This is a genomic window from Kitasatospora sp. NPDC032150, from assembly GCF_055579945.1.
Map to the genome: position 1 here is coordinate 66,737 of NZ_JBVIMH010000009.1, position 12,347 is coordinate 79,083.

Annotated in this window: 10 protein-coding genes, 2 pseudogenes and 1 riboswitch; of the genes and pseudogenes, 5 read left to right on the plus strand and 7 right to left on the minus strand. The window is 70.3% G+C overall.

Annotated features, from left to right (window positions below; translation table 11 throughout):
- Positions 1 to 785: 785 nt before the first annotated feature.
- On the plus strand, positions 786 to 1,421 hold the full coding sequence (locus tag ACZ5ON_RS13315) for a hypothetical protein (protein ID WP_465590270.1): 636 nt from the start codon (positions 786 to 788) through the stop codon (positions 1,419 to 1,421).
- Positions 1,422 to 1,866: 445 nt separating this feature from the next.
- Positions 1,867 to 2,102 (plus strand): annotated as a pseudogene (locus tag ACZ5ON_RS13320) (IS701 family transposase); the annotation flags it as partial.
- A 215-nt stretch (positions 2,103 to 2,317) separates the two neighbouring features.
- On the opposite strand, the pseudogene ACZ5ON_RS13325 reads toward ACZ5ON_RS13320, so the two are convergent.
- The 4 genes and pseudogenes from ACZ5ON_RS13325 to ACZ5ON_RS13340 form a co-directional block, all read right to left on the minus strand.
- A pseudogene (locus ACZ5ON_RS13325) lies at positions 2,318 to 2,584 on the minus strand (IS701 family transposase); the annotation flags it as partial.
- A gap of 160 nt (positions 2,585 to 2,744) precedes the next feature.
- The gene (nagA, locus tag ACZ5ON_RS13330) at positions 2,745 to 3,920 is read right to left on the minus strand and encodes an N-acetylglucosamine-6-phosphate deacetylase (RefSeq protein WP_465590274.1); all 1,176 of its coding nucleotides are present in this window, start codon (positions 3,918 to 3,920) and stop codon (positions 2,745 to 2,747) included.
- Complete coding sequence (locus tag ACZ5ON_RS13335; protein WP_465590277.1) at positions 3,917 to 4,966, minus strand: ROK family protein; 1,050 nt, start codon at positions 4,964 to 4,966, stop codon at positions 3,917 to 3,919. The genes nagA and ACZ5ON_RS13335 overlap by 4 nt, the downstream gene beginning before the upstream one ends.
- A gap of 207 nt (positions 4,967 to 5,173) precedes the next feature.
- A complete protein-coding gene (locus ACZ5ON_RS13340) occupies positions 5,174 to 6,094 on the minus strand; it encodes an SIS domain-containing protein (protein WP_465590279.1) in 921 nt (306 codons plus the stop codon).
- Positions 6,095 to 6,390: 296 nt separating this feature from the next.
- On the opposite strand from ACZ5ON_RS13340, the gene ACZ5ON_RS13345 reads away from it, so the two are divergent.
- Entirely contained in the window at positions 6,391 to 7,185 is a 795-nt protein-coding gene (locus ACZ5ON_RS13345) for a DeoR/GlpR family DNA-binding transcription regulator (RefSeq protein ID WP_465590282.1), read from the plus strand.
- Positions 7,186 to 7,377: 192 nt separating this feature from the next.
- Here the strand turns inward: ACZ5ON_RS13345 and ACZ5ON_RS13350 are convergent, their stop codons facing one another.
- Positions 7,378 to 7,731, minus strand: coding sequence for a cupin domain-containing protein (locus tag ACZ5ON_RS13350; RefSeq protein ID WP_465590285.1), 354 nt, complete (start codon positions 7,729 to 7,731; stop codon positions 7,378 to 7,380).
- Between the two features lie 104 nt (positions 7,732 to 7,835).
- Between ACZ5ON_RS13350 and ACZ5ON_RS13355 the strand changes: the two genes are divergently transcribed.
- Together ACZ5ON_RS13355 and otsB are read left to right on the plus strand one after the other, a co-directional pair.
- Complete coding sequence (locus tag ACZ5ON_RS13355) at positions 7,836 to 8,063, plus strand: DUF3263 domain-containing protein (protein WP_465590667.1); 228 nt, start codon at positions 7,836 to 7,838, stop codon at positions 8,061 to 8,063.
- A gap of 139 nt (positions 8,064 to 8,202) precedes the next feature.
- Positions 8,203 to 9,069: a trehalose-phosphatase gene (gene otsB, locus ACZ5ON_RS13360; protein WP_465590288.1), complete on the plus strand. Its 867-nt coding sequence runs from the start codon at positions 8,203 to 8,205 to the stop codon at positions 9,067 to 9,069.
- Between the two features lie 73 nt (positions 9,070 to 9,142).
- Here the strand turns inward: otsB and ACZ5ON_RS13365 are convergent, their stop codons facing one another.
- Both ACZ5ON_RS13365 and ACZ5ON_RS13370 read right to left on the minus strand, forming a co-directional pair.
- The gene (locus tag ACZ5ON_RS13365; RefSeq protein WP_465590291.1) at positions 9,143 to 10,630 is read right to left on the minus strand and encodes an alpha,alpha-trehalose-phosphate synthase (UDP-forming); all 1,488 of its coding nucleotides are present in this window, start codon (positions 10,628 to 10,630) and stop codon (positions 9,143 to 9,145) included.
- A 263-nt stretch (positions 10,631 to 10,893) separates the two neighbouring features.
- Positions 10,894 to 11,886 carry a glucosyl-3-phosphoglycerate synthase gene (locus ACZ5ON_RS13370; RefSeq protein ID WP_465590670.1) on the minus strand — a complete coding sequence of 331 codons (993 nt, stop codon included), beginning with the start codon at positions 11,884 to 11,886 and terminating at the stop codon, positions 10,894 to 10,896.
- 314 nt (positions 11,887 to 12,200) lie between these two features.
- Positions 12,201 to 12,334: riboswitch (SAM riboswitch) on the plus strand.
- Positions 12,335 to 12,347: the final 13 nt, after the last annotated feature.

The following is a 12,347-nucleotide window of genomic DNA, read 5'->3' on the forward strand; positions in this document are numbered from 1 at the left end:
AGGCGTCGCGTGTACCACCAGCGGCACGGTGTGCCTGGCATACCACCAGAACATGGGAGGGGCTGTATATGTTCAGAATGGTGATGAGCGAGACTATGCGGGAGACACTTTTGTCTGTGGCCCCGATGGCTGTGACGGTGCTGGCGAGCAAGTAAGGAACGCCGCAGCTTCGGCGCAAAATGAGACCGGATCGACATTTATTGTTTTCTACAGCACCAATTTCGACTGCAGCCACGCATGTCAGAGCATTCCTGCATACTCGTTCGCCAACTTTAACGCTTCATTGAGGAATAACAACGCATCGGGCTCGCTGACGGGCTGATTCTGAGCTGCCGGAAGACTGATCGCTCGAATGCTAATTTGGGCCTCTGGCCAGCATTTATGGCCAGAGGCCGATTGATTCCCTTTTTCTCGCCATCCAACTTGTCTTGTGTGACTCGGGAGAGATCATCGCCGTGTCCATTCGCCCGTGTCGTCTCGGCTTCTTTCTGATCGCTTTGCCAATTTTCCTGGCTGGCTGCGCGAGCGTAGGATCACCCAGTTCTAATGATGGCCAGAATGGAAGTGCGGAGGTTCCACCTTCGGTGTCCGCGGCCCCCGTGCTTGAATCGGCGAACGACAAGCCATTGCCACTCGATTCGTATCTTTTGAGCCCAAACCAACAGGCGGTACTCACTAGGGCACAGCAGGATCTACTGTACCGTTGCATGAAACGCCTCGGTCTGACGTACACGCCTGTGCCTTCATCCCAGCAACCGCGTGACAGTGATGCCCCCACTACGCGGGTGGACGGCCGTTACGGGCACCAGAGTGCCATGTTGATGGCGAGGTGGGGTTACCATCCGGAAGGTGGGCTACGCGTCGGCGCGGGCAAGTGGAATACCGACCATGTGGCGGCAACCCCGGAGATCGCTGTCGCTGAAACAGGTTCATCCGACCCATCGGAGGGACTTGGCCCTGGCGGTCAGACTATAAACGGCCAGATAGTGCCAGATCATGGTTGCATCGGCGAGGGAAGGAAGCAGCTGACCGGTTCCGTAGACGGTCAGGTCGGTGACGCGCCGATCGCCACTGATATCAAGCTTGACACCCTGGCGAAATCTCAGGCAGATGCGCGAACCAGAGCGGTATTTACTGAATGGTCAAAGTGCATGAAGGGTCGCGGCTACGACTATCCAGACCCGATAGCGGCACTGAGCGATCCTGAATGGCCGAAGACCCAGCTGCCCACGCAGCGGGAAATAGACGTGGCGACGGCGGATGCCGCATGCCGGACGAAGTACAACGTCGTGGGAGTCTGGTACTCGGTCGACTTTGCCTATCAGGAGCAGGCAATTAAAGATAATGCTACGGCTCTGGCTAAGGCCAAGGCAAGCATTGCGGTGCAGATAAAAGCTGCGAATCAAGCGCTGGCAGGCTGACGGTCATGTGCCCAGAAAAACGTGGGCCTAGTACTCCAGCAAGGCTTCGATGTTTTGCGTGCTCAGAGGCATGTGTGGTGAGTGTAGTGGGCTTATACTCCATCAGGGGTGGTCTTCATGGGACCGCCCGTCGATCGTGTGCAGTTGGCGTTGGTAGTGGCAGTGGCGGGCGACGGCTTGGCGCTTCCGGTGCCAGGTGGACCAGTTCAAGGCGTGAGTGCGGGACGGGCGCGGGCCGTGGGGCGGCCAGCTGTCAGGAGTCGCCGGATCTCTGCCGCGGTGAGCGGAACAAGGCCGCAAGAACCGTTTCCGCAGCCCCCTTTGCGGCGCACGCGGCCACAGGCCCGCGCCCATCAGCTGATCAGTCGCCCTCCGGACGAGACATGGCAGCGTCTGAGCTGTGGCGACCCCGATCCGGCCCTGGCGATGCGAAGGCTAGTACCGCTGGCTGCTTGCCCGGCGCAGCCTTGCCGACCCCACGGAAATCGTCTACTACATCTGTTTCTGCCAGGCCGGGGCCACACTCGAGAAACTCGCCCGGATCGCGGGGGCGCGGTGGATGGTGAGGAATGTTTCCAAGCTGCGAAGAACGAAACCGAACTCGACCACTACCCCGTCTGCGGTTACACCACTTGGTATCGGATCATCACGCTTTCTATGGCAGTCCTCGCCTTCCTCGCCAAGCAGAGGAAAAAAGGGGCAGAAAATGCTCGAATAAGTGACGCACTCGTGTCAGTCACCATGAACGAGGCGCGCCGTCTGTTCAATCGCGTCATTGCTCCGGTGCGTCACAAAGTCCGGCATGCGCTTGCCTGGCTCTTATGGTGCAGAAAATCCCATGCGCGGGCGCGCGTCAGTCATTACAAGCGAAGAGGAAATGCCGAAGTGTCGTTGCAGTAATAGTCCAGGCTGCACTCTTTCTTCGCGGCCTGGAAACATTCTTCGATCGCCCAGCGCATCCCGGCGATGCGCACCAATTGTTCCACGGTCGCGTCGAGCGGTGCGTAGGCGAGGTAGTGGGCGATCTCGTCGGGCATGCTTAGGCTGCGGCGGGCCAGCGCCCACCGCTGGCGGATCGGGATCCCGTCCTGGTAGTTGAACTCCGCCACGGCGGGCAGCCGGATGGCCGCCCAGTCGTAGACGCGCGGCCCCTTGGAACCGTCCAGAACGCCTTGGCGCACTCCAGGGCGATCATGTTGAAGGCGGGCGGATGAACCGCACCGGCCGGTTCCGGTGCGGACAGTACGGCCAGCTGACGCAGGGGTCCCGCCGGGGGAGTGAGCAGCGGGACGCAGTACCGCTGCCCACACCCGGGGCGGGAGTTCAGGCCGCCTGGGCGACCGTGCGGAAGCGGTCCGCGCCGGTGATCCACTCGCCGCGGCGCATCACCGCGACGAGGTCGTACGTGTCGGAGTCGAGGACGACCAGGTCGGCGTACTTGCCCGCTTCCAGGGAGCCGACGGAGTCCGACAGGCCGAGCAGCCGTGCCGGGACGGTGGACAGGGAGTGCACGGCCTGGCCGAGGCTCAGGCCGTTGACGGTGACGGAGCGTTGGAGGGCGACGTCGAGGGTGAGGGTGGAGCCGGCGATGGCGCCGCCCTCGACCAGCCGGGCGACGCCGGCCTCGACCCGGACCTGGAGCGGGCCGAGCGGGTAGAGCCCGTCGCCCATCCCGGCCGCGCCCATCGCGTCGGTGATCAGCGCGACCCGGTCGGCGCCCGCCGTGCCGTAGGCGAGGTCGAGCACCGAGGGGTGCAGGTGGACGCCGTCGTTGATCAGCTCGACGGTGACCCGTTCGTCCTCCAGCAGGGCGACGATCGGGCCCGGGGCGCGGTGCTGGATGCCCGGCATCGCGTTGAACAGGTGGGTGGCGACGGTGGCGCCGGCCTCGATCGCCTCCAGCGTCTTGGCGTAGTCGGAGTCGGTGTGGCCGACGGCCGCGATGATGCCGAGGTCGGCGAGCATCCGGACCGACTCCAGGCCGCCCGGCAGCTCCGGGGCGAGGGTGAACATCCTCGCCTGGCCGCGCGCGGCGTCCGCCAGCTTGCGCACCAGTGCCGGGTCGGGGGCGCGCAGCAGGTCGGGACGGTGGGCGCCGCACCGGCCCGGGGAGATGAACGGGCCCTCGAAGTGGATGCCCGCGAGCACGCCGTCCTCGACCAACTCGGAGAGCACCGCCGCCTGGTGGCAGAGGTCGTCGATCTCGCCGGTGACGGTGGAGGCCATGGTCGTGGTGGTGCCGTGCTCCAGGTGCGCCCGGGCGGCCTTCAGCGCCTCCTCGGCCACCCCGGAGGCGTACGAGGCGCCGCCGCCGCCGTGCACGTGCAGGTCGACGAAGCCCGGGACGACGGTGTAGCCGGTCAGGTCGAGGTCGCCCGGTACGGTCTCGCCACCGAGGCCCGCGATCCGCGAACCCTCGATGGCCAGGCGGCCGTACTCGACGGTGCTACTGGGCAGGACCAGTCGGCCTCCGGCGATGACCGTACGCTCAGTAGTCACTCTGTCACTCCATCGTCTACGCTATGTGACCTGCCCGTAGGCAGCGGTTCGGGCTGGGCCGTGCCTCGTCCTGCGGCGAGGGGGAAGCCGCCGGTCTCGGTCGGGGGCGGAGTCACCGAGAGCAGATCCCAGGCGAGAAGTCCTGCACCCAGGGATGCGGCGGTGTCTCTCAGCATGGCCGGGACGACCTTCGGAAGCATCTGAAAGGTCAGCCGGTCGGCCACCGCGGCGCGCAAAGGTGTGAAGAGTGTGTCACCGGCTTCCGCCAGACCGCCGCCGACGATCACCGTCGACGGGTCGAGCAGGCTCTGTGCCAGCACGATGCCGTCAGCGAGTGCGTCGATCGCGGTCTGCCAGACCTCGATCGCCCGCTCGTCCCCGGCTTCGACGGCCCTCGCGCAGGCCGAGGCGTCGGCGGTCGGGTCGCCGGAGCGCTCGGCCCAGGCCCGGGAGACGGCCGAGGCCGACGCCAGGGTCTCCAGGCAGCCGCGGGCGCCGCAGCCGCAGGCCGGGCCGCCGGGGCGGACCACGACATGGCCGATCTCCCCGCCGTAGCCGTGGGCGCCCGCCTCGATCCGTCCCTCGATGCCGATGGCGCCGGCGATGCCGGTGCCGAGCGCGACGAACAGGAAGCGGTCCACGCCGCGCCCGGCGCCGAGCCGTCCCTCGGCCAGCCCGCCGCTGCGGACGTCGTGGCCGAGGGCGATCGGCAGGCTCCCGCCGTCCGGGCCGCCGAGGCGCTCGCCGAGCAGCTTGCGGATCGGCAGGTCCCGCCAGCCGAGGTTGGCGGAGAAGACGGCGATCCCGTTCTTCTCGTCGATCGTCCCCGGCATGGCGACGCCCGCCGCGAGCGGTGCCCGGCCGAACCGGCTGCGGCCCTCGTCGGCCAGGTCGGCCGCGAAGTCGAGGATGGCGGCGACCACGGCGTCGGTGCCGTGCTCCCGCCCGGTCGGCCGGCGTGCTTCGAACAGCACCGAGCCGTCCTGGGCGAGCAACGCGGCCTTCATGCCGGTGCCGCCCACATCGAGTGCGATGACGTGCTTCACGGGTGACAGTGTCCCTTGGCCAGGTCAGAGAGGTCTAGTCCAGTTGCGGGATTGGTCTGGTCCAGCGGGGGTGAGCTTTGTCGCCATTGGAGGTGTGCCGGGTGCTGCGGCCTTGGGCGGCCGTCCTTTTCCTGTTGTACGGACGGCTCGGGCGGGTGTCCAGGAGCGTGCGGGGCGTGCCGGGGCGCAGTTCCTGACGGAGGGGTTCTAGCCGAGGACGACCGAGCGGGTCAGGGCCCGCGGCTCGTCGGGGTTCAGGCCGCGAGCCCCGGCCAGGGCGACTGCCAGCCGTTGGGCACGGACCAGGTCGGCCAGCGGGTCCAGGCCGGCGGTGCCGGAGTCGGCCACCAGCAGGGCACCGGTGCGGGCGATGTCCGCGGCCAGGCCGTCCGGCAGTTCGCCGAAGCACCAGACGGCCCGGCCGGGGGCGGCGATGCTGATCGGCCCGTGCCGGTACTCCATCGCCGGGTACGCCTCGGTCCAGGCGGTGGCCGCCTCGCGCATCTTGAGCCCGGCCTCCTGGGCGAGCCCGTACGTCCAGTTCCGGCCGAGGAAGGTGATCTGCTCGGCGCCGAGCAGGCCCTCGGGCAGCGGCCGGGCGATGGCGTCCTCGGCGTCCTCGGCGGCCTGCGGGACGCTCTTGACGCCTGCGGGGAGCGCGCCCTCCAGCTCCAGGTGGGCGCGCAGCAGCGCCAGTGCGGTGGTGGCGAACCTGGTCTGCACCACCGAGCGCTCGTCGGCGAAGTCCAGCACCAGCAACCGGTCACAGGCGCCGGAGATCGGGGTGTCGGGGTCGGCGGTGACGGCCGAGGTCGGTGCCTCGACCCGGCCGAGCACGTCCAGCACCTCGGTGGTGGTGCCCGAGCGGCTGATCGCCAGGACCCGGTCGTAGTCGCGTCCGTACCGGAACTCGGAAGCCGCCAGGGCGTCCGTCTCGCCGTGCCCGCCGGCCTCCCGCAGGGCGGCGTACGCCTGGGCGATGAACCAGGAGGTGCCGCAGCCGGTCACCGCGACCCGCTCGCCGCGTCGCGGCAGGGCCGGGGACACCTCGGCGGCGAGTGCGGCGGCGCGGCGCCAGTTCGCGGGCTGGCTGGCGAGCTCCTCGCCGGTCAGGGAAGTCAAGGCCATGGGTGCGAGCTCCTCGGAGTGCTCAGGTCCATTGCTGCGTCCTGCTGGGGTGCACCAGAGAGTGCCAGAGAGTGTATGGAGCACCAGTGTGCGTGAATCTGATTGATTTATAGCGTTTTCGCGCAGGACTGCGCAATGAGTGTGACCGGCAGTGTGCGGGTTGGCCGGTCGCGGACAACGCCCGGACCGGCGCTGGTGTGCGAAGCTGTCCAGGCTTCGCGCATAGGCGCGCGGCAGTGGCCGCGCTGTTCGCGACGGTCGCATCGAGTGCGTCGGTACAGGAGGAGCGGCCCAGCGTGTCCAGGTACGAGCGGTGGAACGCCCTGCTGGAACTGCTTGCCGAGCACGGCAAGTTGGAGGTCGAGGAGGCCGCCGACGCGCTGGAGGTCTCCGCCGCCACCATCCGGCGCGACCTCGACCAGCTCGCCCGCCAGCAGATGGTCACCCGTACCCGCGGCGGCGCGGTGGCGCACAACGTCTCCTACGACCTGCCGCTGCGCTACAAGACGGCCCGGAACACCGACGCCAAGCAGCGGATCGGTGCGGCGGTGGCCGGACTGATCGAGGCCGGCGAGGTGGTCGGCCTCAACGGCGGGACCACCACCACCGAGGTGGCCCGCGCGCTGGCCGTCCGCCCCGACCTGGCCGAACGGCCGGAGAGCGGCCCGGGGCAGAGCGTCACCATCGTGACCAACGCGCTGAACATCGCCAACGAGCTGACGGTCCGTCCGCACGTGAAGATCGTGCTGACGGGCGGTGTCGCCCGCCCCCAGTCGTACGAGCTGATCGGCCCGCTCGCCGGGCTGGTGCTGAACGAACTCACCCTGGACGTCGCGGTGCTGGGCGTGGACGCGCTGGACGCCGAGCACGGCGCGACCGCCCACCACGAGGGCGAGGCCAGCGTCAACCGGCTGCTCGCCGAACGGGCCCGCCGGGTGGTGGTGGCCGCCGACTCCTCCAAGCTGGGCCGCCGGGTCTTCGCCCGGATCTGCGGCGTGGACCGGATCGGCACCCTGGTCACCGACGGGGGCATCACCCCCGAGCTGTCCGCCGCCTTCGCCGAGGCCGGGGTGCGGGTGATCGTGGCCTGAACCCCCGTGGCGCACGCGGGAGTCGGGCAGCACCGAAGGGTGCGGCCGTCAGGCGCGGACCAGCGCGACCAGCGGGATCGTGCGGTCCGAGCGGTGGCGGAACCCGGCGAAGTCGGGGTTCACGGCGATCTGGCGGGCCCAGGGCTCGTCGTGCTCGACCTCGTCCACCAGGAGGAGGGAAGTGACGGGATGTCAGCCGTTTCCGAGATCGATCGAGTAGGCCTTGCGCAGGGTTTCATGGACGGTCCAGGTGGTGCGGTCGCCTTCGTGCAGGACGGCGAAGTCGCCGGGGCCGACCTCCAGGGTCGGTCCGCCCTCGATCTCGATGGTGGCGCGGCCGCTCACCACCACGAACAGCTCGTCAGCCTCGACGTCGGTCACCACGCCCGGGGTGATCTGCCAGATCCCGCGCAGCCGGCGGCCGTCCTCGGACTCCCAGAGCACCTTGCCGGTGACCTCCGGGGTGCCGGAGACGATCTGGTCGGGGTCGAGGGGCTCGGGTTCGAGCTCGACGTCGGGGATGTGCAGAGCGAAGCTGTTGGTCATGCCCCGACGCTAGCCGGACGGCGGGTGCGGCGGGGGTGACAGGGTGTGTCCGAGCGGCCGGGCACAATGACACTTCGTACCGGCTCGGCAGGGAGGTGGGCGTGGTGTCCGGACTGAGCGAACGCGAACTCGCGGTGCTCGCGCTGGAGGCGCGGCAGTGGCGCACGGCGGGCGCCAAGGAACGCGCCATCCGGGAGGAGCTCGACCTCTCGGCCACCCGGTACTACCAGCTGCTCAACGGTCTGCTCGACCGGGAGGAGGCACTCGCGCACGACCCCGTGCTGATCAACCGGCTCCGCCGGATCCGGGAGGCCAAGCGGGCGGAACGCTAAGAGGCCGCGGGCCCCGTCCGCGCGGCCTCCAGGGCCGGTCCGGCAGGTCTTTTCGGATCGGTGCCCGGTGCCCGGTGCCGCACGCGGCTCCGCGCGTCTTCGAAGGCTCAGTCGCCCCTGTGCTGGGTAGGGTCGGTGCATGGGTAGGACCGAACAGTTCGTACCGAGTACCCCGGTCGGCCGGGCGGGCCTGGCGGCCCTGCTGGCGGCCCCGTCCGAGGCGGTTATCGCGCTCGACTTCGACGGGACGCTGGCCCCGATCGTTCCCGACCCCGAGCAGGCGCGCGCCCGTCCCGACGCGGTGGCCGCGCTCTCCCGGCTGGCTCCACTGGTCGGTGCGGTGGTGGTGGTGACGGGTCGGCCGGCGGAGGTGGCCGCGCGGTACGGCGGCTTCCCGGCCGCCCCCGGCCTCGGACACCTCACCGTCCTGGGCCACTACGGCGCCGAACGCTGGGAGGCGAAGACGGGCGAGCTGACCGCAGCCGAGCCGCCGCCCGGGGTGGCCGCCGCCCGCGCCGAACTGCCCGGCGTGCTGGAGCGGTCGGGCGCCCACCCCGGCACCTGGGTGGAGGACAAGGGGCGGGCGCTGGGCGTGCACACCCGTCGTACCGGCGCCCCCGAAGCCGCGCTCGAACTGCTCCGCGAGCCGCTGGCCCACCTCGCCGCCGACCACGGCCTGATCGTCGAACCCGGCCGCTACGTACTGGAGTTGCGCCCGCCCGGGGTGGACAAGGGTGCGGCGCTGACCGCCTTCCTGGCCGAGCGCCCGAGGGTCGGTGCGGTGCTGTACGCCGGGGACGACCTGGGTGATCTGCCGGCGTACGCGGCCGTCGAGAAGCGCCGGGCGGACGGGCTGCCCGGCCTGCTGGTGTGCAGCAGCGGGACGGTGGCGGGCGAGGCCCAGGTGCGCGAACTCGCGGAGCAGGCCGACCTTTCGGTACCCGGACCGGCCGGACTGGCCGAGCTGCTCACCGAGTTGGCGGACCGGATCGAATCGGCGGGCTGAACCGACAGGCCTCGGGCGGAGCGGGGCGCCGGCGAGCCGCGCCCCGCTCCCTGCCCCGTCGGTGGCGGAACCGTCAGTCCAGCGCGCGGAGTTGGTCCAGGAACCACTGCTGGGGCGAGAGCGCGGTGGCCGCGTCGGCCAGCCGCTCGGTGCGGTCGGCGCGTTCGCCGGCGGGCATGTTCAGGCCCCGGTGCAGGGCGTCGGCGGTGGCGACGATGTCGTACGGGTTCACCACCAGGGCGTCGTCGGCGAGTTCGGCGTGAGCGCCGGCCTCGCGGGAGAGCACCAGGGCGCACCCCGCGTCGGAGACCACCGGCACCTCCTTGGCGACCAGGTTCATCCCGTCCCTGATCGGGTTGACCAGGGCCACGTCGGCGAGCCGGTAGGCGGCCAGCGAGCGCGGGAAGTCGTCGTTGACGTGCAGGATCAGCGGGCGCCAACGCTCCGTACCGAACTCGTCGTTGATCTCCCGGGCGATTCGCTCGACGGCCGCCGTGTACTCCCGGTACTCGGGCAGGTCGTGGCGGGAGGGGTAGGCGAAGGCGATGTGCACCACCCGGTCGTGCCACTCGGGGCGGGTGCGCAGCAGGTGCCGGTAGGCGAGCAGGCCGCGGACGATGTTCTTGCTCAGCTCGGTGCGGTCCACCCGGACGACCGTCCGGCGCGGTGTCCCGTCCGCCGAGCTGCCGACCGACTCGCGCAGCGCGGCCAACCTGGCGTCCACGTCCGGCTGGTGGGACCGGGAGCGGAGGAAGTCGGCGTCGGCGCCGAGACTGTGCACGCCGAGTCGGGTGGTGCGGCCGGCGAGGGTGATGGTGAGGGCGTCCCGGTCCACCGTCGCACCGAGCACAGCCTCGCAGCAGTCGGCGAAGGCGAACGCCCAGCGGAGCGTCAGGAACGCCGCCCGGTCGGCCCCGAGGATGCCGGTGAGCACCGCCTCGGCGACGTCGTCCGGCAGCATCCGGTAGTACTCGGGTGGGGCCCACGGCGTGTGCGAGAAGTGGCCGATGCGCAGGTCGGGCCGCATCTCGCGGAGCAGGGCCGGGGTGAGCGAGAGGTGGTAGTCCTGGACGAGCACCGCCGCGCCCGGGGCCGCCTCGGCGGCCAGGGCCTCGGCGAAGGCGGCGTTGTACGCGCCGTAGGACTCCCACTCGCGGTGGAACCGCTCGTCGAAGAGCGGTGAGAAAGGGGTGTCGTACAGCAGGTGGTGGACGAACCACAGGCTGGAGTTGGCGATCCCGTTGTAGGCGCGGTCGAAGGTGTCCGGGTCGATGTCGAGCATCCGTACGGCCTGGCCGCCGACGTCGAAGCCGCCCAGATCCAGCCTGCCCTCGGGGGAGCGGCGGACCGCCGCGCGGTCGGCGTCGCCGAGCGCGGCGCAGACCCAGACGGAGGACGGGTCGTCGATCGCGGAGAGACCGGAGACCAGGCCACCGCCGCCTCTGCGCAGGGTCAGTGAGCCGTCGGCCTCGATGCTGAAGGACACCGGGCCGCGGTTCGAGGCCACCAGGATCGGTGCCCTGCCGGTCGGATGCGAACGTTCGGTCGCGAAGTCGGCCATCAGTCCTCTCCTCAGGGCCACGGATTCATCCGAAGGGATGGGCTCCCGGTGCGCGGTGGATGGGAGCGCTGCGGACCCGTACAGTCAGTGACCTGCCCACGGGCAGCGGTCAGGGCTTGGCCGTCATGAGGTTCCACGGGGCCAAGTGGGATGCCCTCTCGTCGCGAGAGGGGGAGTCACGTCTTCAACCTTGCCGGACGGCAACGGTTGCAAACCACGCGCACCCCGGGCGACACACCGCGGCGGCGACCCCGCGCGGACCCTCACCCGGCGGCGGGGCGCGCCGTGTACTCCGGAACCGTCCGCATCGGGGGCCGCTCCAACGCCGCGACCGGGTGGGTGTGGGAGGCGAAGCCGCGGGCGAGCGGGTCGCGGGTGAACTGGGTGAGATGGGGGTGGACCAGGTCGTCCGCGGCCTTGAGCCGGTGGGTGCGCTCCAGCCGTTCCAAGGCGGTGCGGTAGATGGTGGCCGCCATCCGGCCGAGGGCCTGTCCGTCCTGGTGGCGGTGGTGCCGGACGCCGACGTCCACCTGGGCCAGGGCGTCCAGGCCGACCTCGTCCAGGGCGTCCACCAGCAGGCCGAGTTCGACCCCGTACCCGGTCGGGAAGTGCAGCCGCTCCAGCAGCGAACGCCGTGCCGCGTACTCCCCGCCCAGTGGCTGGACGAACCCGGCCAGCAGCGGCCAGTGCAGGTTGAGCAGCGGCCGTGCGACCAGCTCGGTCACCCGTCCGCCGCCGGCCGGCACCACCGCACCCGCGGTCTCCAGCGGCCGGTCGTACATCGCCTTGACCAGCTGGATCCCGGGGTCGGTGAGCAGCGGCCCGATGATCCCGGAGACGAAGACCGGGTCGAACTCGCGCAGGTCGGCGTCGATGAAGCAGACGATCTCGCCGGAGGTGGCCAGCAGCGAGCGCCAGAGCACCTCGCCCTTGCCCGGGACGGCGGGTATCCGGGGCAGCAGGTCGTCGCGGTGCACCACCCGGGCACCGGCGGCGGCGGCGAGTTGGGCCGTCCGGTCCACCGAGCCGGAGTCGACCACCACCAGCTCGTCGACCAGCGGAAGCCGCTCCATCAGTTCGCGCCGGATCGCACCGACGATCTCGCCGACCGTCGGCTCCTCGTCCAGTGCGGGCAGCACCACGCTGACCGTTCCCGCCCGGCCCGCCGCCTGCTTGGCCGCCAGCAGGGCCTCGACTGGACGGTCGGCGGCCGACCAGGAGCGCTCGCGCAGCCAGCGCCCCACCTCCGGCAGCAGGGCCTCGGGGTCGGTCATCGCCTGCTCGGCTCCGGGCGCTCCGCCCCGGTGCTCGTTCGCCGTCCGTCGTCCGTCGCGGGCGGCGGAGCCGCCGATCGGCACTGCGGCATCGGCGCGCCCCTCGACTCGGCGGGTCGGCTGGTCGGGCACGGTGTCGCTCCTTGCGGTCGGGCGGAAACTGTCGGGTTCATCTCGCGTGTCGGACGCTCCCCTTCGAGCTTGACACCTTCGGCTACAGTCTTCGTAACTCGGCCCGAGGCTTCGCACCGCGGGGCCGGCCGAGCAGCGTGACCAGCGCGATCACAACTTCACAGAGCTCATCCAGAGGGACTGAGGGAACGGCCCGTCGACGTCCCGGCAACCTTCTCGTCCGGCTGTCGCACAGGCCCCGGCGGGACAGGTGCCAATTCCGGCCCGTGGCGCGACCGCACCACGGGGAAGATGAGGAGAGAGGCCTCGCC